This is a genomic window from Saccharibacillus sp. CPCC 101409 (assembly GCF_030518235.1).
Taxonomy (GTDB): Bacteria; Bacillota; Bacilli; order Paenibacillales; family Paenibacillaceae; genus Saccharibacillus.
The window spans coordinates 660,844-680,934 of record NZ_JAULSA010000002.1; the positions used below are offsets into that span (position 1 = coordinate 660,844).

Sequence of the window (20,091 nt, forward strand, 5' to 3'; positions counted from 1 at the left end):
TCGGCAGCTTGTTTGCGTATAAGCCCTTAGAGGGAGGTGGAGCGGGCGAGCCGGCGTTTGTGTGCGGGCGGACGGAGCGGGATTCCGATCGATCCGTCGTTCGGGTGCGAGCGTACGAAACAAATTGGGGAAAAGAGGGACAAAACGAAATGAAATGGCGTCAAGGATTGTTTCTATTACTTACTCTGCTGCTGCTCTTACCGGCAGGGCTTGGAGGAAGCGGCAGAGCGGACGCTGCAACCGTAATCCAGGTGTACCTGGACGGGCAGCGTATTCAGGGAGATGTCGACCCTTATATATTGTCCGATACGACGCTGGTGCCGATCCGGCTGGTCAGCGAGAATCTCGGCGCGGAAATCGGCTGGTCGAAGACCGACAAGACGGTCTCGATCAACGAAGGCGGCACGCTGCTGTCTCTTCCGCTGGGCTCCAAAACGGCTTATGTCAACGGCAACCCGGTCGATCTGGGCGCGCCGGTTACGATGCTGAAAGGGCGGATCATGGTTCCGCTGCGCTTTATCAGCGAAGGGCTGGGTCTTACCGTGAACTGGGACCAGTCGTCGCGCATTATCAATCTGACGACTCCGGACGGAGCGGTCGGCGTACCGCTGCCGGGCGTACCGGACAAAGGCGGAAACCTGACCGCGCTGCGCGGAGCCTGGGTGGCGACCGTATCGAGTCTGGACTGGCCTTCGTCGAAAGATTCGGCCAAGCAAAAAGCGCAGTTCACGACCATGCTCGACCAGCTTCAGCAGACCGGCATCAACGCCGTATTCGTACAGGTTCGCCCGAGCGCGGACGCGCTGTACAAATCTTCGCTCGTGCCGTGGTCCGGCGTGCTGACCGGCACCCCGGGCAAAGACCCGGGTTACGATCCGCTGGCTTTCATGATCGAAGAATCGCATAAGCGCGGCATGGAGTTCCACGCCTGGTTCAATCCTTTCCGCGCCAACACCAGCACTTCGACTTCGGGCTTGACATCAAACCATGTCGCCAAAGCGCACCCGGATTGGATCGTGAACTTCGACGGCAAGCTGTTTATCAACCCGGGCATCCCGGCGGCGCGCCAATCCGTCGTCAGCCAGGTGATGGAAGTGGTCAACAACTACGATATCGACGGCGTGCACCTGGACGATTATTTCTATCCGTACGGCGAAACGTCGTCCAAGCCGTTCGGCGACGAAGCGGCGTTCAAGCTGTACAACGCGGCTTTGTACAAAAATAAAGGCGACTGGCGCAGAGCGAATATCAACAGCTTCGTTCAAAACCTGGGGCAATCGATTCATGCCGTGAAACCGGCTGTCAAATACGGCGTCAGCCCGTTCGGCGTATGGCGCAACGGTTCGACCGATTCGCTCGGCTCCAACAGCAAAGCCGGCGTGACCGCTTACGATACGACTTTTGCCGACGCGCGCACCTGGATCAAGAACGAGTGGATCGATTACGTCGCTCCGCAGATCTACTGGAGCAACCAGAACACCGCCGCCAATTACAAAACGCTCGTCGACTGGTGGGCGGATACCGTGGACGGCACCAATGTCGATCTCTACATCGGCGAAGCCGCTTATAAAGTCGGCACCAGCGAAACCGGCTGGGCCAATGCCGGCGAACTGACCGACCATCTGGCTTATACCATCGGCCGGACGAACGTGGACGGCAATATTTTCTTCCGTGCGCAGTTCCTGCTGAGCAACGGCAAGAAAGTGCAGAGCACCCTGCAGGATTACTGGGCGAACTGAGCCTGGTTTCAAAAGCAGGGCGAAACGAAAAAAGTCCCGCGCTCAAAGAGCGATCGGGACTTTTTTTCAGCTTCTTAGTGGAATTTCGGGACGTCTTCCTCGTCTTTGCCTTTGCGTCCTTCGATCACTTGGAACGGATAACTTTTCCGCTTCTTCGGAGGCGGCGTTTTGCCGGCGCGCGCGGGAGTCGGCTTGGAAGAACCCGAGGACATGCGCGCCAGCTTCTCCTGCGTGCGCGCAGACGGTTTGACTTTGGGCTGATTTCCGCGGCCGCCGTAACTTCCGCCGGCGCGCCGGGCTTTCGGAAGCAGGAAATACAGCGCTGCGACGACAGCGACAATCGCCAGCGGAAGGATCCAACTGACAGAAGGCTCGGAGAACAGGCGATAGAGACCGATTGCAGCGAGTACAAGGATGATCCAGAAACTTACGACTCCCTTTCTTTTCATTGCTGATCAACCCTCCAAAGGATCGAGTATGGCGTCCGGCATCGAAGCGGGCACGCCTTGTTTCTCGTAAATGGCATCCAGTTCGCGCATCCGGTTGAACGACGCGATCGAGACTTCGACCTGTTCGTTCGTCGGTTCTTTGGTTGTCAGCAGCTGCAGCCACAATCCCGGATAACCGAGGTAGCGCAGAACCGGAACGTCCCGCAGCATATTCGTGAATTTCAGGAATTCGAACGATACGCCCATAACGACCGGCAGCAGCAGCAGGCGCTGTACGATGCGTTCGAGCAGCGAATCCCAGGTGAACAAGGAATAGATCAGTACGCCGATGATGACCGTCAGCATAATGAAGCTGCTGCCGCAGCGGTAATGCAGCCGGGTGTACTTCTGCACGTTGGCGGGAGTCAGCTCTTCGCCGGCTTCGAACGCGCTGATAACCTTATGCTCCGCTCCGTGATACTGGAACAAACGCTTGACAATAGGGGTAAGCGAGATTGCGTACAGATAGCCCAACAGCAGAAGCAGTTTGATTCCGCCTTCGACCAGGGTGTGATAGAACTGGTGGGCGAATACGCCTTCGAACAGAAAGCTTTCGACGAAGACCGGAACGAGCGTCAGCACGATCTTGCCGAGGAGGAACGAAACGATGGCGGCAGCCGTCACGCCGATAATGGCGCCCAGGCTGAGCTTGGCTTCGCCTTTTTTGTTCTTGGCTTTGAGTTCTTCGCGTTCTTCCGGGGTCATTTCGTCGTCGGCGTACGCGTCGAACGAATAATTCAGATGCTTGGAGCCTTTGACGCTGGAATCGATCAGGCTGACGATTCCGCGCAGCAGCGGAACTTTGCGCAGTTTGCGCACCCAGCTTTTCTCCTCCCGCGGGACTTCGAGAAACGTGATCTCTCCGGTCTTGCGGCGAACGGCGGTTACGTTGACGTGCTTGCCGCCGAACATAACCCCTTCGATTACGGCCTGTCCGCCGTAGGCGACGGGAGCGGATTTTTCAGACAAAACCTTCACCTTCCTAAACGTTTTCAAATAGTCGTTGATCGCACGAAACGGCGCGGTTCGCGGCTAAAAGTCATTTTTTTCATTGTATCGGATTTTACCGGCAAATACCAGCGTGCGCGCGACAGGGGAAGCGGGGGTCTCGACGCGCAAAAAGGCTTCTCAGAAGGTGCGGGCATATGATAGAATGTACTGTGGTCATTTCGCTTGAAGCTCTGGAAAATACGAACTCAACAGGTTCACCGGGAAATGAGGAGAAAATATGCAGCAGCGTGTAAACAAATTGCGCGAAGCCATGGCCGAAAAAGGCCTGAGCGCAATGTTTGTGGCCAGCGACATCAACCGTCGCTACCTGACCGGGTTTACCGGTTCCGCAGGCTACGTGCTCATCACCGAAAGCGGCAGCTATTTGCTGACCGATTTCCGCTATATGACGCAGGCGCCGCAGCAGGCCAAAGATTTCAAAGTGGTCGAACACGCGCCGAAAGTGATGGAAACGGTAAAAGAACTGCTCGGCTCCGCCGGCAAGCTCGGTTTTGAGCAGGAGCATGTGACTTTTGCGACGTATCAAAGCTACGGCGAAGCGCTCAAAGGCGTCGAACTCGTTCCGGTGTCGGGTCTTGTGGAAGGCCTGCGCATCTTCAAGGACGAGGGCGAGCTTTCCATCATGCGCGAAGCCGCGGTTCTGGCCGACCGGACCTTCAGTCATATTTTGACGAAGATTCGTGCGGGCGTTACCGAACGCGAACTCGATTTGCAAATGGAGATGTTTATGCGCGAAAATGGAGCGACTTCGTCTTCGTTCGACACGATCGTCGCTTCCGGCGAACGTTCGGCGCTGCCGCACGGCGTGGCCAGCTCTCGCGCGCTGCAGGGCAACGAGTTTATCACATTCGACTTCGGCGCGCTCTTGAACGGCTACTGCTCGGACGTCACCCGCACCGTCGTGCTCGGCGAAGCGAGCGGCAAACACCGCGAGGTGTACGGCATCGTGCTCGAAGCGCAGCTTAACGCGCTCGACAAGATCCGTCCGGGCATGACCGGACGCGAAGCCGACGCTTTGACCCGCGATATTATCGTATCTTACGGATACGGCGATAATTACGGTCACAGCACGGGACACGGACTCGGCATGGAAGTGCACGAGAGTCCGCGGTTGTCGAAGCTGAGCGACGATATCCTGAAACCGGGCATGGTCGTGACGGTCGAACCGGGTATTTATATTCCGGGATTCGGCGGCGTGCGGATCGAAGACGATATCGTCATTACCGAGACGGGCATCGAGATTATCACGTCTTCGCCGAAAGAACTTACCCTTCTGCCGATGGCATAAGGCAATCACAGAATTTACATCAGCAACGCAACCATTCCAAGGAGGGATCGTTCCATGATTTCCGTTAACGATTTTAAAACAGGCCTGACCGTAGAAGTAGACGGCGATATCTTCACCGTTATCGAGTTCCAGCACGTTAAACCGGGTAAAGGCGCGGCGTTCGTCCGCTCCAAACTCAAAAACCTGCGCAACGGCAACACTGTCGAGCGCACGTTCCGCGCCGGCGAATCGATCGGCCGCGCGCAGATCGAAAACCGCGGCGTACAGTATCTGTACGCAAGCGCTCAAGATCATACGTTTATGGATAACGAAACGTACGATCAGTTCACGCTGACCAGCGATCAGCTGGAGTGGGAACTCAAGTTCCTGCGCGAGAACATGAATGTGCATATCACCAGCTACCAGGGTGAGATTCTCGGGATCAACCTGCCGACCAGCGTCGAACTGAAAGTCGTTGAAACGGAGCCGGGCATCAAAGGCAACACGGCGACCGGCGCGACCAAGAACGCAAAGCTCGAAACGGGCCACAACGTTCAGGTGCCGCTGTTTATCAACGAAGGCGACGTTCTGCTGATCGATACCCGCGAAGGCAAATACATTTCCCGCGCATAGCAGCCTGTCCGACACAAATCGCTCATGTAATCCCGGCGGGCGGCGCGTCCCGCGTCCTGCTCCGTCTTCCGAAATCCTCCATCGCTTCGGCGGCGGAGGATTTTTTCTTGAGAACTTTCATGAAAACGATGGAACAAAGACGCAAATTCGTATTATACTGATTTAAAGCGATAAAATCACTGTCTGCCCGGCGCAAGAATGGGCGGCAGCCTGCGCAGGCGGGAAAGAAGCTTCAAAATCATACGGGGGAGTGAACACGCTTTGTCATTGTTCGTTATGAAATTCGGCGGAAGTTCCGTCGGCGACACCGAGCGGATGCAGCGGGTAGCCAAGCGCGTTGCGGAGAAAAAAGAAGAAGGCCATCAATGCGTCGTGGTCGTATCGGCGATGGGCGATACGACGGACGACCTGATCGATACGGCCAAGCGTCTGAGCGACAATCTGCCCGCGCGGGAAATGGATATGCTGATGACGACAGGCGAGCAGATTTCGATCTCGCTTTTGTCTATCGCGATCCAGGCCATCGGCCATGAAGCCGTTTCCTTTACCGGCTGGCAGGCCGGCTTCGAAACGGAAGCCAACCATGGAAGCGCGCGAATCGTGAATATTCGCCCGGATCGCGTGCTGCGCGCGCTGGACGCGGGCAAGATCGTGATCGTAGCCGGTTTCCAGGGGATGAGCGAAGACGGCGAGATCACGACGCTGGGCCGCGGCGGTTCGGACACGACGGCCGTAGCGCTGGCCGCCGCGATCAAAGCCGACGCCTGCGAAATTTATACGGATGTCGACGGCATCTATTCGACCGATCCGAGGATCGTCAAATGCGCGCGCAAGCTGCCGTCCATTTCGTACGACGAAATGCTGGAGCTGGCGAATCTGGGCGCGGCGGTGCTGCATCCGCGAGCCGTGGAATACGCCAAGCACAACAACGTTCGTCTGGTCGTGCGTTCGAGCTTTAATTATAATGAAGGAACCGTAGTGGAGGAGGAGTCGAACATGGAACAGGGAGTGGTGGTAAGCGGGATCGCTTACGACAAAAATGTGGCGCGGATCAGCATACTCGGGGTGGCGGACGTGCCGGGCGTGCTGGCCGGCATCTTCGGCGCGCTGGCGAAAGAACGCGTCGACGTCGATATTATCGTGCAAAGCGGCGCGCAGGACGGCAAAGCCGACTTCTCGTTCACGGTGAACGGTTCCGAAGCCGAGCGAGCGCTGCAGGTGATCGAAAGCGCCAAAGAAACCGTGCCTTACCGCGAACTGACATCCGAGTCGGGGCTGGTCAAAGTGTCGATCGTCGGCGCCGGCATGGTCAGCCATCCGGGCGTGGCGGCGGAAATGTTCGGCGTGATCGCTTCGCTGGGCGTCAGCATCAAGATGGTCAGCACGTCGGAAATCAAAGTCTCGTGCGTGATCGAAGGCGAAAAAGTCAAAGAGATCGTCGCCGCGCTGCATACGGCGTACAATCTCGATACGCAGGAGCAGGCGTTCGTCGGCGGGCCTCAGGACCGCCGTTAATTTCCGTGTAAAAAAAGCCGAGGACGGCTCCGGGCGGGCGAATAAGCCCATCCGGAGACCGCCCTTTTTATTTTACCGGGTTGTGATATAATACATAACGTTAGCGAGCGGCTTGCGTACGTTTTCAAACGGCAGAGCCTGCCCGGATACCGCACAAGCCCGAAAATGTTAAGGAGCGTGCCTGGATGTTTAAAATAAGCGAAATCAAAGAACTTATTGAATTGTTGGACCGCACGTCGGTTCAGGAACTGGAACTGGAAGAAGAGGGAGCGAAAGTCGTGATCCGCAAAGGCGGCCGCATCGACGCTTCGGCTTTGCAGGCTCCCGTGATTCTCCAGCAGCCGCAGGCCCAGACGCCGGCTGCATCGCACAGCGCGGCTCCCGCGGCGGCGGCCCCAACTTCGGCACCCGACGAATCTTTACATAAAATCGTCTCCCCGATGGTCGGAACGTTCTACTCGTCGCCTTCGCCGGACGCCGACGTTTATGTGAACTCGGGCAGCCGGGTCAACGAAAAAACGGTCGTGTGCATCATCGAAGCCATGAAGCTGATGAACGAGCTGCTGGCCGAAGTGAAAGGCGAGATCGTCGAAGTACTGGCGGAAAACGGCCAACTGGTCGAATACGGACAGCCGCTGTTCCTGGTTAAAGCGGAATGAGCGAGGCGGCAGCGGAGGGAGGACGTTTGGGTTTGGAGACGACAAAATTCAATAAAATCCTGATCGCCAACCGCGGCGAGATCGCTGTGCGGATTATTCGCGCGTGCCGCGAACTCGGCATCTCCACGGTGGCGGTCTATTCGGAAGCGGACCGGGATTCCCTGCATGTGCGTCTGGCCGACGAAGCGTACTGCATCGGGCCGACCGCGTCCAAGGACAGCTACCTGAACTTTACCAACCTGATGAGCATCGCGACGCTGACCGAATGCGACGCGGTGCACCCGGGCTACGGCTTCCTGGCCGAGAACGCGGACTTCGCGGAGATCTGCGGCTCGTGCAATATCGCGTTTATCGGTCCTTCGCCGGAAGCCATTACGAAGATGGGCGACAAAGCGGTAGCCAAATCGACGATGCAGCAGGCGGGCGTGCCGGTTATTCCGGGCTCCGACGGACTGGTCGAAGATCTGGAGCAGGCGGTCGAGATCGCGCGCGGCATCGGTTACCCTATTATTATCAAAGCGACGGCCGGCGGCGGAGGCAAAGGCATCCGTCTGGCCGAAGACGAAGAAGAGCTGCGCCAGCAGATCGTCGCCGCCCAGCAGGAAGCGGAGAAAGCGTTCGGCAACGCCGGCGTTTACCTGGAGAAATTCCTGACCGGCATGAAGCATGTCGAGATCCAGATTATCGCGGACAAACACGGCAATGCCGTGCATCTGGGCGAACGCGACTGTTCGGTGCAGCGCCGCCGGCAGAAGCTGATCGAAGAAGCGCCGTGCTCCATCCTGTCGGAAGAAATTCGCGAAGCGATGGGACAGGCCGCCGTGCGGGCTGCCCACGCGGTCGACTATTCCGGCGCGGGAACGCTCGAGTTCCTGCTCAGCCCGGACGGCAGTTTCTACTTTATGGAGATGAACACGCGCATCCAGGTCGAGCATCCGGTTACGGAAATGGTGACGAACATCGATCTGATCCAGGAGATGATCTCGGTCGCCGAAGGCAATCCGCTTTCGTTCACCCAGGAAGAAGTCAAGATCAACGGCTGGTCGATCGAATGCCGGATCAATGCGGAGGACCCGGATCGTAACTTTATGCCGGCTCCGGGCAAGATCGGCTTCTATCTGCCGCCGGGCGGGCCGGGCGTGCGGGTGGACAGCGCGGCTTACCAGGGCTACAGCATTCCGCCGTTCTACGATTCGATGATCGCCAAGCTGATCGTGTGGGCGCCGACGCGCGCCGAAGCGATCGCCAAGATGAAGCGCGCGCTGGCCGAATTCGCGGTCGAAGGCATTGCCACGACGATTCCGTTCCACCAGCGTCTGCTGAACCACGAAACGTTCGTACGCGGCGATTTCGACATCAAATTCCTTGAGGAAAACGAGGTCTGAAAGAAGCGAACGGCGTTTGTCAAGGCGGGCGGCAGATGATATATTAGGAGTAAATAATCCATAAGGCGGACGGTGGTAATCACGATGAGCAGCTTACCTACAGAATTTGAACGCACGGAGATCGGCGAGATTCAGATCGCGCCCGAAGTGATCGAAGTGATCGCCGGACTGGCCACGATCGAAGTGGACGGCATCGCGGGCATGAGCGGCGGGTTCGCCGGCGGCATCGCCGAGCTGCTTGGACGCAAGAATCTGTCCAAAGGCGTGAAGGTCGAGGTCGGACAGCGCGAAGCGGCGGTGGACGTATCCGTGATCGTCGAATACGGCACGCGTCTGCCGGAAGTGGCGGGCGCGGTTCAGCGCAACGTCAAGCGCTCGATCGAGATGATGACGGGACTCTCCGTCGTGGAAGTGAACGTGCATGTGCACGACGTTCAATTCCGCGCTTCGGAAGCCCGCATCGAAGAGCCCGAGCCGGGCACCCGGGTGAAATAACGTTTTCTTCCAGACCCCCGACCCGCAAAGTCGGGGTTTCCTACCGTTTAAGGAGCCCGGCCAGCAGAATTCCGGCCGCTCCGGACGTACGAAACGAATCTCGTTTATCACCGTAATAAGGGGGCTTGGCCGTTCGTGGCAAAAATTGTAGACCGACTGCTGCTGTTTATTTACAGCTTAAGCATTTTGATTCTGAGCATTCTTGCCATCCTCCTGCTCAGCCGCTCGATCCGGATGCCGGTCGATTTCCGGCTCGACCTGAATATGCTGACCGCGCTGATCGCGGCGGCCTCCGTGCTGATTCTGATCAGCCTGCGCCTGCTGTACGTGTCGCTGAGGACCAGCCGCAGCCATCTGCATTTGGTCGACCAGCGGACCGATCTGGGCGATATTCAGATTTCCGTCGAAACGATCGAGAACCTGTGCCTGAAAGCCGCTTCGCGCGTGCGGGGCGTCAAAGATCCGCGTACGCGTATCCGCATGACCGAACCGGGTCTCGAAGTGCAGATTCGCGCGGTGATCGACGGCGAACACGCGATTCCGCAGCTGACGGAAGAAGTGCAGCGCGGCGTCAAAAGCTTTGTGCAGGAAATCACCGGCGTTCCCGTGGCATCCGTTTCCGTATACATCTCGGGTGTTGCGCAGGCCCCGGCTTTCAAAAGCCGCGTGGAATAGGGGAGGCCGCCGATGAAATGGGATGAAATCCGGACCGTGTACGGCGGCCGGCTGATCTGGACGGCCTGGGGATTGTTTTTCGGTCTGCTGTACCTGCTGGTCGGCTTCTGGCACGCGGCTTTCGTCGCGCTGCTGACGCTGCTCGGCTACTGGATCGGCCGCCGGAAAGACCTGCGCGCCGAGCCGCTGCTGCCGTGGAGGGAGATCCGCGAGCGGCTGGGCGAGCGCTGGAGGCCGTTCCGGTAAGCGGCGCGGCGGAATTTGGAACGAACGAAATTCGACCAAGCAAGACGCGGTCAAGCGACGAATACCGGTCTGCGGCTTAATGCCGCGGGCATCGGTTTGGACGCGGGATCGAGCGAAAGCCTGTGAGACGTTTTTACGCCGGACATGAAGAACTGCTTGCGTCCGTCTTGTAATTAAGACAGGCGGGGTTATCTCACCGGAATGCGGGGCGAAGCGGCCTGAAGCCGAACGATCCGATTTTGGCGGGAAACGCAGCTTTCTCGGAACGTCCGCGCGAGAAGCGTTTCACAGGTTTTTGCACGTTTAAGACCTTTGACAGCCTTCGATCGGGAACGATCGGAAAACAAATGAAGAACAGAAATTCGGGAGGTACCCATGAAAAGACGATTGGGAAGAGAACTTGCGGTACAAAGCTTGTACCAGATGGAAATGAACGAGGTAGCCGCATTCGACGCGGTATCGATGCTGATCTCCGAAGCGGGAGACGAAAACGAAGGCGAAGTCAAGCTGGAAGACGCCGACCGCCTGGCCGAATACGTGCTCGGACTGGTTAACGGAGTCTGGACTCATAAGACGGCGATCGACGACCTGCTCGGCGCCTACCTTAAAGGCTGGCAGATCAGCCGCCTGTCGCGCGTGGACCGTCAGATCCTGCGCCTGGCCGCCTACGAAATGATCTTCGCCGAAGACGTCCCGGCCAAAGTCGCCGTCAACGAAGCGATCGAATTGTCCAAACACTTCGGTACCGACGAATCCGGTAAATTCGTCAACGGCGTACTCGGCAAAATGATCCAGGACGCCGACGAACTGAAAAAGAAATTGAATTAAAGCAAGAAAACAACGAGCGGCAAATAAGCGAGCGGCAGTTTTTTGCAACCACAACCACACAAAAAAATGACTTTAGCCTGTCCGCCCCGCGCCAAAGTGCCTGGCGGAGGGGAAAGTTCAGCGTAGGAACGAAGTGTTCGCCTTTGCATTCGGGAAAATTCCTTATATAAATTCCAATCCATTTTCCCGAATGCAACAAGCGACCGAAGCGAACTTTCCCCGCAGCACCCCACCACAAAACCCACCGATTCAAAGGAGAGATAAAATCATGACGACAGCCCAAATCATCAGCGGAAAACAAGTATCGGACGATATTCGCCAGAACCTGAAAACCGAGGTCGAAGCTCTCGCCGCCCAAGGCTGCGTGCCCGGGCTTGCCGTCGTGCTCGTCGGGGAAGATCCGGCTTCCCAGGTCTATGTGCGCAACAAAGCCAAAGCCTGCGAAGACCTCGGTTTTTACTCGGAAGTCCACCGCCTCGAAGCGGACACGCCGCAGGAAGAACTGCTGGCGCTGGTGCACAAGCTGAACGAACAAGATAATATCAACGGCATTCTCGTGCAGCTTCCGCTGCCGGGCCATATCGAAGAGAAAGCCGTTATCAACGCGATCGCGCCGGAAAAAGACGTGGACGGTTTCCATCCCGTTAACGTGGGCAACCTCGTTATCGGCGACGACAGCCTGCTGCCGTGTACGCCGGCGGGCGTGATCGAGCTGATCAAGCATACCGGCCTCGAAATCTCCGGCAAGCACGCCGTCGTGATCGGCCGCAGCAATATCGTCGGCAAGCCGGTCGCCCTGCTGCTCCAGCGCGAGAACGCAACCGTAACCATGTGCCATTCGCGCACGTCGAATATGAAAGAACTGACGCGCCAGGCTGACATTCTGGTCGTAGCCGTGGGACGCGCCAACTTCGTTGACGCTTCCTATATCAAACCGGGCGCCGTTGTGATCGATGTGGGTATCAACCGTCTGGAAACGGGCAAGCTGGCGGGCGACGTGGACTTCGAATCGGCAAGCTCCGTATCCGGTCCGATCACCCCGGTTCCGGGCGGCGTCGGTCCGATGACCATCACCATGCTGATGAAAAACACGCTGGTTGCGGCAAAACGCGCGCACGGCCTGTCTTAAGCGGGAGTCCGAGACATGGAGCAGCGCATTCTGTCGATCCAGGAGCTGAACCGGTATATCCGCCAGAAGTTCGAATCGGACCCGCTGCTGCCGGAAGTCTGGGTGCGCGGCGAGATTTCGAACTTTACGCATCATTCGAGCGGCCATATGTACTTTACGCTCAAAGACACCGGCAGCCGCGTACGGGCGATCATGTTCGCCTCGCATAACAAACGGCTGCCGTTTATCCCGCGCGAAGGCACGCGGGTCATCGCGCAGGGCAGCGTATCCGTGTTCGAACGCGACGGGCAGTACCAACTTTATTTGACCCAGATGCAGCCCGACGGCGTCGGCAGCTTGTATCTGGCGTACGAGCAGCTCAAAAAGAAGCTGGAAAGCGAAGGGCTGTTTGACGAAAGCGGCAAGCGGAAGATTCCGAGCCTGCCGCGGGCGATCGGGGTGATTACGTCGCCGACGGGCGCGGCCGTGCGCGATATTCTGACGACGCTGGGCCGGCGCTTTCCCGGTATTCCGGTTATGCTGTACCCGGCGCTGGTGCAGGGCAAAGAAGCCGCCGCGTCGATCGTGCGCGGCATCCGGATTCTCAATCGGCTGGGCGAAGCCGAGGTGCTGATTATCGGGCGCGGCGGGGGCTCGCTCGAAGAGCTGTGGGCTTTCAACGAGGAGATCGTGGCCCGCGCGATCTACGATTCGGCGATTCCCGTGATCTCGGCCGTCGGGCACGAGACCGACTTCACTATCGCCGATTTCGCCGCCGATCTCCGGGCGGCGACGCCTACCGCCGCCGCGGAGCTGGCGGTGCCGGACCGGCGCGAACTGCAGCAGCGCGTCTCGCAGCTGCAGCAGCGCCTGCGCGGCGCCCTGCTGCGCCGCGCCGCGCAGGAGCGCGAGCGTCTCGCGCGCCTGCAGCGCTCCGCGGTGCTGCGCCAGCCGGAGCGCGCGCTGGTGCCGCACGCGCAGCGGCTCGACGGGCTGACGCGCCGCTTGACGGCGCGGACGCACGCCCGCCTCGCCGCGGGAAGCGACAAGCACGCGCGCCTGCACGGCAGGCTGTCGCGCTTCTACCCCGGCGCGCAATTGCAGCTGGCTTCGCGCCAGCTCGGCGCGCTGGACGGGCGCCTGCGCGGCGCCGCGGCCGCCGCCGTCAAAGACCGGCGGCAGCGGCTGCTCGGCGGCATGCGCCAGCTCGACGCGCTGAGCCCGCTCAAAGTCATGTCGCGCGGCTACAGCCTCGTCTACGACGAAGACGAACAGAAACTGATCAAATCCGTAAGCGAAGTGCAGGAAGGCGAACGGATTATTGTGAAAGTAAACGACGGAAGCCTGGACTGCCGGGTGATTCAAACGACGGAGGAGGCCGAACGAAGTGGACAATAACGAGGGAATGCCGGCAAGCGAAGCGCCCGCGGGCGCCGAACTCAATTTCGAGCAGGCGATGGACCAGCTGGAAATCATCGTCGGCGAACTGGAGCAGGGCGACGTGCCGCTGGAGAAAGCGATCGATCTGTTCCAGCGCGGCATGCGGCTGTCCCAGCTGTGCGGCCAAAAATTGGAGCAGGTGGAGCGCAAGATCGAAACGATCGTCGAGGAAGACGGACAGCTTCGGCGCCGGAACTTCGCCGGCGAAGCGGAAAGCGGGGAGATCTTTTGAGCAGCGCTTCTTCGCTTGACTCTTACATCCGCGAAGTCTCGGCCGAACTCGAAGCCTGCTTCGCAAAAGTTTTTCCGGAAGACTGGAATATGCCGCTCGCTCTGCTGGAGTCGATGAATTATTCGCTGAACGCGGGCGGCAAACGGCTGCGGCCTCTGCTTGTCGTCGCGGCCGGCGAAAGTCTCGGCGGCAGCCGGGAAGCGGCGATCCGCGTTGCGGCCGCGGTGGAGATGGTGCACACGTATTCGCTGATCCACGACGATCTGCCGGCGATGGACGACGACGATCTGCGCCGCGGCAAACCGACGAACCATAAAGTGTACGGCGAAGCGATGGCGATTCTGGCGGGCGACGGCCTGCTGACGCACGCTTTTTACGTGGTTGCTTCGCTGGCCAAAGACGGCCTGCTGCCGGCCGACGCCGCGCTTGCCATCGTATCGGATCTGTCCGAATACGCCGGTCCGCGCGGCATGGTCGGCGGACAGGTCGCGGATATGGAAGGCGAGCAGGGAATCACGGATCTGGAGCGGCTGGAATATATCCATCTGCACAAGACGAGCGACCTGATCATGTTCTCGCTGATGGCGGGCGGCCGTACGGCCGGCGCGTCGGCGGAGCAGCTCGAAGCGCTGCGGACGTTCGGCCGCGGCGTAGGTCTTGCGTTTCAGATCCAGGACGATATTCTCGATCTGGTCGGCGACGAAAGCAAGCTCGGCAAGAAAACGCAGAGCGACGTCAAAATGCAAAAAGTAACGTATCCGTATTTCCTCGGCATCGAGCAATCCCGCGAAGAAGTCCGGCGGCTCAGCGCCGAAGCCAAAGCGGCCGTAACGGGCGCCGGACTGCTGCATACCGAACGGCTGCTGGCAATCGCCGATTATCTGGTGGACCGGGATCGCTGATCCTTTTTCCCGCCCGGCCTTTCGGTTTCGTCGGTCGCTTGCTCGGGTATTGAAGATCAGGAGATTTCGGGGGGCAAGCGAGAAAGAATCCGGAGCCTGAAATTGGCTTTGTGTTCCGAAAAGCGATATAATACCGGTAATTACGGCTTATGCGCATACGCCGAATCGTTACGGACTCCGTGTCCGCGCATACGCCTTATTCGAAATTATTCGCGCTTAACCAGCAACCGATATCAGGAATAATGAAGGAAAGCGGGGGGATAGACATATGCTGCTTCCACAAATCACTCAACCCGGCGATCTGAAGAAGCTGCAGGCCGATCAGTTGGCGCCTCTCGCCCAGGAAATTCGCCAGTTTTTGATTGAAAAGCTGTCGGTAACCGGGGGCCATCTGGCTTCCAACCTGGGCGTAGTCGAACTGACGCTGGCGCTGCATTACTGCTACGAGAGTCCCAAAGACAAATTTATTTTCGACGTGGGTCACCAGGCCTACGTGCATAAGGTATTGACCGGACGGCAGGACCGCTTCGACAGCCTGCGCAAATACAAAGGGCTGTGCGGATTCGTCAAACGGACGGAAAGCGAGCACGACGTCTGGGAAGCGGGCCACAGCAGCACGTCGCTGTCCGCGGCGATGGGCATGGCGATGGCGCGCGATCTCAAAGGCGAAGACAACAAAGTAGTGGCGATTATCGGCGACGGCGCGCTGACCGGCGGCATGGCGTTCGAAGCGCTGAACCATATCGGCCACGAAAAGAAAAACCTGCTCGTGATCCTGAACGACAACGAAATGTCCATCGCGCCGAACGTCGGCGCCATGCACAACTACTTGAGCCGGGCGCGCGCGGACAAGCATTATTTGCGGGCCAAAGAAGACATCGATTCGCTGCTGAAGAAGATCCCGGCGATCGGCGGGAAACTTGCGCGCACGGCCGAGAAAGTCAAAGACAGCCTGAAGTATATGATGGTGCCGGGCGTGCTGTTCGAAGAACTGGGCTTCAAATACATCGGCCCGATCGACGGGCACGATCTGCCGACCCTGATCGATACGTTCAAGCAATCCGACAATATCGACGGCCCGGTGCTGGTGCACGTGGTCACGACCAAAGGCAAAGGTTATCAGCCGGCGGAAGCCGATTCGCACAAATGGCACGGCATTTCGCCGTACAAGATCGAATCCGGCAAAACGCTCAAATCGGCGGGCAACCCGATGTACACCGAAGTGTTCGGCAGCACGCTGATCGAACTTGCGGAGCAGGACGAGCGCATCGTCGCCGTAACGCCGGCCATGCCGGGCGGTTCCGGGCTGATGGAGTTCGCGGCGAAATTCCCGAAACGGATGATCGACGTCGGCATCGCCGAGCAGCATGCCGCGACGCTCTGCGCCGCGATGGCGCTCGAAGGGATGAAGCCGGTGTTCGCCGTATATTCGACCTTTATGCAGCGCGCCTATGACCAGATCGTGCACGATATCTGCCGGCATAACGCCAACGTCATGTTTGCGATCGACCGGGCCGGTTTTGTCGGCGCCGACGGCGAAACGCATCAGGGCGTATACGATATCGCTTTCCTGCGGCATATTCCGAATATGGTGCTGATGATGCCCAAAGACGAGAACGAGCTGCGTCATATGATGAAGACCGGACTCGATTACGATAAAGGACCGATCGGCGTGCGCTATCCGCGCGTCAACGGCCTCGGCGTTCCGCTGGACGAGACATTGGTTCCGATTCCGATCGGCAGCTGGGAAAGTCTGCGCGACGGCGAAAGCTGCGCGATTCTGGCCGTCGGTCCGATGGTGCAGACCGCGTTGGCCGCAGCCGATCTGCTCAAGTCTTCCGGCATCCAGGCCGGCGTCGTCAACGCGCGCTTCCTGAAGCCGCTCGACGAAGAGATGCTGACCGATCTGGCCGAACGCGGCGTGAAGCTGCTGGTGCTGGAGGAAGCGTCGCAGGCCGGCGGCCTCGGCGGAGCGGTGCTGGAATTCTACGCTTCGCGCGGGATCGATCACGCCGAAGTGCGCATCCTGGGCGTGCCGGACTGCTTTATCGAACACGGCAGCATCAAGGAACAGCAGCAGGAAGCCGGCCTGACGGCCGAGCATGCCGCCGAGCTGATTCGCGAGACCGTGTCCCGCAGCCGCCTTTCGCTCAAAACCGGTCTTCCGTCCTGAGGACGGAACTCGGATCGGGCGATTGCGCGAAGGGTTCGCCGTCCGAACGGGCGGCGGACTTTACGCGGCGGGCGCGCTCATTTTACGATAGAAAGAGAGCCTGATTATGGCGGTGCAAAAAGAAAGAATCGACGTTCTGCTCGTCGAGCAGGCGTATTACGAAAGCCGCGAGAAAGCGAAAGCGGCCGTTATGGCCGGTCTCGTCTTCGCCGACAACGAACGGATCGAAAAACCGGGCATGAAAGTGCCTCGCGAAGCTTCCCTGCACGTCAAAGGGAATGTGCATCCGTACGTCAGCCGGGGCGGACTCAAACTTGAAAAAGCGCTCAAAACGTTCGGCATCGGGATGAACGAGCGGGTGATGCTCGATATCGGTTCGTCGACCGGAGGCTTTACCGACTGCGCGCTGCAAAACGGGGCTTCGTACGTCTATGCGATCGACGTCGGCTACAACCAGCTCGATTGGTCGCTGCGTAACGACGAGCGGGTCTGCGTGATGGAGCGCACCAATTTCCGGTATACGACGCCGGAAGAATTGACGGGACCGGAGCCGGATTTTGCCAGCATCGACGTTTCGTTTATTTCGCTGCGCCTGATTCTGCCGCCTCTGCTCCAGCTGCTGCGCCGTCCGGCCGAAGTGGCCGCGTTGATCAAGCCGCAGTTCGAAGCCGGACGCGAAAATGTGGGCAAATCCGGCGTCGTCCGCGATCGCAAAGTGCATGAGGACGTGCTCAAGGAAGTGCTCGGCTTTGCCGTCGAACTGGGCTTCGAGATCGGCGGACTGACGTTCTCGCCGATTACCGGCGGGGAAGGAAACGTCGAATTTCTGGCGTATCTGCGTCTTCCGGAAGTCGAAGCGGCGCGGGCAAGCGCGGACGAGATCCGGGAGCTTGCGTCCGCCACCGCGGCCGAAGCCGCGCGAACCTTTCAAAGAAACTCATCCGCCGAACGGTGAGTTTCTTTGCGTTGAATAGGTGAATTTCTCACATCGGTACAGAGGGGGAGTCTGATGAAAGGACAACGTCATATCAAAATCCGCGAGATTATCTCGAACCGAGATATCGAAACGCAGGACGAACTCGTAACCGCGCTGCGCGCGTCCGGATTTCAGGTCACGCAGGCCACGGTGTCGCGCGATATCAAGGAACTGCTGCTGATCAAAGTGCCGCTGGACGACGGCCGCTACAAATATTCGCTGCCGACCGACCAGCGCTACAACCCGGTTTCCAAGCTCAAGCGCGCGCTGGTGGACAACTTTGTCCATATCGATCATTCAGGGAATCTGGTCGTGATGAAATGCCTGCCGGGCACCGCGAATTCCATCGCCGCCCTGCTGGACAATATGGAATGGTCGGAAATCATGGGAACGATCTCGGGCGACGACACGATCCTGCTGATCTGCCGCGAACCGGAGAATAGCCAGACCGTGATCGGCCAAATTATGGGATTCATTTCCTAAACTTTATCGAGGTGAGTGCATGCTAGTTGCATTGTCCATTCGCAATCTCGCCGTCGTCGAAGCCGTCGACGTTCATTTTTATCAAGGATTCCATGTGCTGACCGGGGAAACCGGCGCCGGCAAGTCGATCATTATCGACGCGCTTGGCCTGATCGCCGGCGGACGGGGGTCGTCCGACTTGATCCGCTACGGTGCGGACAAAGCGGAAATGGAAGCGCTATTCGAACTGCCCGAGGAGCATCCCGTGTGGAAAACGCTGGAGCAGCTCGGGATCACCGCATCGCCCGAAGAGCATCTGGTCATCCGTCGGGAAGTCAACGCGCAGGGCAAAAGCACGTCGCGCATCAACGGGCAGCTTGTCAATCTGACGATGCTGCGCGAAGTCGGCGAACAGCTGGTCAATATCCACGGACAGCACGAGCACCAATCGCTGCTGCGCCCGGAAAGCCATCTGGGTCTGCTCGATTCCTACGGCGGCGACACGATCGGGCCGGTCAAAGCGGCTTACCAGCAGGAATACTCGGCGCTGGCGCGCCTGGAGCGCGAACTGCGCGAGCTGCGGGAAACCAGCCAGAAGTCGCTGCAGATGCTCGATATGTACCGTTTTCAACTGGAGGAGATCCAGGCGGCGAATCTCAAGGTCGGCGAAGACGTCGAGCTGGCGGACGAACGCTCCAAGCTTGCGCACAGCGAGAAGCTGATGGAATCCGTATCGGAAGGGTACAACCTGTTGTACGGAGACCGCGGTATCGAAGCGATCAACTCGGCGATCTCCAGTCTGGAAGACATCGAGAACTACGATTCCAAAGCGATGCAGCCGATTCTGGAGCAGCTTCGCAGCGCTTTCTACCAGCTTGAAGACGCCGCGTTCCAGCTCCGGGATTACCGCGAGAATATCGAATTCAATCCGGGACGCCTGGAAGAAGTCGAGGAGCGCCTGACTCTGCTGTCGAGCCTGCGCCGCAAATACGGCGACAGCGTGGAGCAGATTCTGGAGTACTACGACCGCATCCACCGCGAAACGGATATGATCGAGAACAAAGACGAGCGGATGGAGTCGCTGACCGCCGAGCGGGACAAGCAGCTGGAGAAAACGCTGCGTCTCGCCCGCGAGCTCAGTTCGCTGCGCCGCGATTGCTCGCGCGATCTGGCCCGCCAGATCGAGAGCGAATTGAAGGATCTGCAAATGCAGCGCACTTCGCTCGAAGTGCGGCTGGAGCCGATCCAGGACGCGCGCGGTTTCGAGTTCGAAGGACGCCGCGTACGGTTGACCCGCCAGGGCGTCGACAGCGCGGAATTCCTGATCTCGCCGAACCCCGGCGAACCGCTGCGGCCGCTCGGCAAGATCGCGTCGGGCGGCGAGCTGTCTCGGATCATGCTGGCGCTCAAAAGTATTTTCGCCCGCCACGACCGCGTACCCGTCCTGATCTTCGACGAAGTCGATACGGGCGTCAGCGGCCGGGCGGCGCAGTCGATCGCCGAGAAGCTGGTCAAGCTGTCGGCGGACTGCCAGGTCTTCTCGATCACCCACCTGCCGCAGGTGGCGTGCATGGCGGATCATCAGTACCTGATCGAAAAAAAGGTCGAAGGCGAGCGTACGATGACCCAGGTGGAATCGCTGACCGAGGAAGGGCGAGTAACCGAACTGGCCCGGATGCTCGGCGGTGTCGAAATTACGGAGAAAACGCTGCATCACGCGCAGGAAATGCTCAAACTCGCGGAAGAACGCAAAAGCGAGCGAGCTTCCTGAGCTTTTTAAGCCCAAAAGATCCCGAAACCCGTTGCCAAGCTCCGGGGCGTCTACTGCGGCGCCTCCGGAACTCTGCGCAGGCAGAT

Annotated in this window: 20 protein-coding genes; 18 read left to right on the forward strand and 2 right to left on the reverse strand. The window is 58.9% G+C overall.

The window, feature by feature from the left end:
- The first annotated feature begins 149 nt into the window (after positions 1-149).
- A complete protein-coding gene (locus QWJ34_RS07085; protein WP_302726429.1) occupies positions 150-1,739 on the forward strand; it encodes a family 10 glycosylhydrolase in 1,590 nt (529 codons plus the stop codon).
- Between the two features lie 74 nt (positions 1,740-1,813).
- On the opposite strand, the gene QWJ34_RS07090 is transcribed toward QWJ34_RS07085, so the two are convergent.
- Both QWJ34_RS07090 and QWJ34_RS07095 read right to left on the reverse strand, forming a co-directional pair.
- Complete coding sequence (locus QWJ34_RS07090; RefSeq protein WP_302726431.1) at positions 1,814-2,188, reverse strand: hypothetical protein; 375 nt, start codon at positions 2,186-2,188, stop codon at positions 1,814-1,816.
- Positions 2,189-2,194: 6 nt separating this feature from the next.
- Positions 2,195-3,196 (reverse strand): DUF1385 domain-containing protein, encoded by a 1,002-nt coding sequence (locus QWJ34_RS07095; RefSeq protein WP_302726433.1) that lies wholly within the window; start codon positions 3,194-3,196, stop codon positions 2,195-2,197.
- Between the two features lie 259 nt (positions 3,197-3,455).
- On the opposite strand from QWJ34_RS07095, the gene QWJ34_RS07100 reads away from it, so the two are divergent.
- The 17 genes from QWJ34_RS07100 to recN all read left to right on the forward strand — a co-directional run bounded on the left by QWJ34_RS07100 (position 3,456) and on the right by recN (position 20,005).
- Positions 3,456-4,526 carry a M24 family metallopeptidase gene (locus tag QWJ34_RS07100; protein ID WP_302726435.1) on the forward strand — a complete coding sequence of 357 codons (1,071 nt, stop codon included), beginning with the start codon at positions 3,456-3,458 and terminating at the stop codon, positions 4,524-4,526.
- Positions 4,527-4,580: 54 nt separating this feature from the next.
- Positions 4,581-5,138 (forward strand): elongation factor P, encoded by a 558-nt coding sequence (efp, locus tag QWJ34_RS07105; protein ID WP_302726436.1) that lies wholly within the window; start codon positions 4,581-4,583, stop codon positions 5,136-5,138.
- A 261-nt stretch (positions 5,139-5,399) separates the two neighbouring features.
- On the forward strand, positions 5,400-6,653 hold the full coding sequence (locus QWJ34_RS07110; protein ID WP_302726438.1) for an aspartate kinase: 1,254 nt from the start codon (positions 5,400-5,402) through the stop codon (positions 6,651-6,653).
- A 185-nt stretch (positions 6,654-6,838) separates the two neighbouring features.
- A complete protein-coding gene (gene accB, locus QWJ34_RS07115) occupies positions 6,839-7,312 on the forward strand; it encodes an acetyl-CoA carboxylase biotin carboxyl carrier protein (RefSeq protein WP_302726440.1) in 474 nt (157 codons plus the stop codon).
- Entirely contained in the window at positions 7,309-8,697 is a 1,389-nt protein-coding gene (gene accC / locus QWJ34_RS07120; protein ID WP_302726442.1) for an acetyl-CoA carboxylase biotin carboxylase subunit, read from the forward strand. Before accB ends, accC begins: the two co-directional genes overlap by 4 nt.
- Positions 8,698-8,781: 84 nt before the next feature.
- Complete coding sequence (locus tag QWJ34_RS07125; RefSeq protein WP_302726444.1) at positions 8,782-9,192, forward strand: Asp23/Gls24 family envelope stress response protein; 411 nt, start codon at positions 8,782-8,784, stop codon at positions 9,190-9,192.
- Between the two features lie 135 nt (positions 9,193-9,327).
- Positions 9,328-9,867 (forward strand): alkaline shock response membrane anchor protein AmaP, encoded by a 540-nt coding sequence (gene amaP, locus QWJ34_RS07130; RefSeq protein WP_302726446.1) that lies wholly within the window; start codon positions 9,328-9,330, stop codon positions 9,865-9,867.
- 12 nt (positions 9,868-9,879) lie between these two features.
- A complete protein-coding gene (locus tag QWJ34_RS07135) occupies positions 9,880-10,113 on the forward strand; it encodes a DUF2273 domain-containing protein (RefSeq protein ID WP_302726448.1) in 234 nt (77 codons plus the stop codon).
- Between the two features lie 375 nt (positions 10,114-10,488).
- Positions 10,489-10,941 (forward strand): transcription antitermination factor NusB, encoded by a 453-nt coding sequence (gene nusB / locus QWJ34_RS07140; RefSeq protein ID WP_302726450.1) that lies wholly within the window; start codon positions 10,489-10,491, stop codon positions 10,939-10,941.
- 268 nt (positions 10,942-11,209) lie between these two features.
- Positions 11,210-12,070: a bifunctional methylenetetrahydrofolate dehydrogenase/methenyltetrahydrofolate cyclohydrolase FolD gene (folD, locus tag QWJ34_RS07145; protein ID WP_302726452.1), complete on the forward strand. Its 861-nt coding sequence runs from the start codon at positions 11,210-11,212 to the stop codon at positions 12,068-12,070.
- Between the two features lie 15 nt (positions 12,071-12,085).
- A complete protein-coding gene (gene xseA / locus QWJ34_RS07150; RefSeq protein ID WP_302726454.1) occupies positions 12,086-13,447 on the forward strand; it encodes an exodeoxyribonuclease VII large subunit in 1,362 nt (453 codons plus the stop codon).
- Positions 13,448-13,454: 7 nt separating this feature from the next.
- Complete coding sequence (xseB, locus tag QWJ34_RS07155; RefSeq protein WP_302726724.1) at positions 13,455-13,721, forward strand: exodeoxyribonuclease VII small subunit; 267 nt, start codon at positions 13,455-13,457, stop codon at positions 13,719-13,721.
- Positions 13,718-14,623 (forward strand): polyprenyl synthetase family protein, encoded by a 906-nt coding sequence (locus tag QWJ34_RS07160; RefSeq protein ID WP_483314248.1) that lies wholly within the window; start codon positions 13,718-13,720, stop codon positions 14,621-14,623. Before xseB ends, QWJ34_RS07160 begins: the two co-directional genes overlap by 4 nt.
- Positions 14,624-14,891: 268 nt before the next feature.
- Complete coding sequence (gene dxs, locus QWJ34_RS07165; RefSeq protein ID WP_302726456.1) at positions 14,892-16,796, forward strand: 1-deoxy-D-xylulose-5-phosphate synthase; 1,905 nt, start codon at positions 14,892-14,894, stop codon at positions 16,794-16,796.
- Positions 16,797-16,902: 106 nt separating this feature from the next.
- On the forward strand, positions 16,903-17,751 hold the full coding sequence (locus QWJ34_RS07170; RefSeq protein ID WP_302726457.1) for a TlyA family RNA methyltransferase: 849 nt from the start codon (positions 16,903-16,905) through the stop codon (positions 17,749-17,751).
- 54 nt (positions 17,752-17,805) lie between these two features.
- Positions 17,806-18,255, forward strand: a complete 450-nt coding sequence (gene ahrC, locus QWJ34_RS07175; protein WP_302726458.1) for a transcriptional regulator AhrC/ArgR — start codon at positions 17,806-17,808, stop codon at positions 18,253-18,255.
- A 19-nt stretch (positions 18,256-18,274) separates the two neighbouring features.
- Positions 18,275-20,005 carry a DNA repair protein RecN gene (gene recN, locus QWJ34_RS07180; RefSeq protein ID WP_302726460.1) on the forward strand — a complete coding sequence of 577 codons (1,731 nt, stop codon included), beginning with the start codon at positions 18,275-18,277 and terminating at the stop codon, positions 20,003-20,005.
- Positions 20,006-20,091 lie beyond the last annotated feature (86 nt).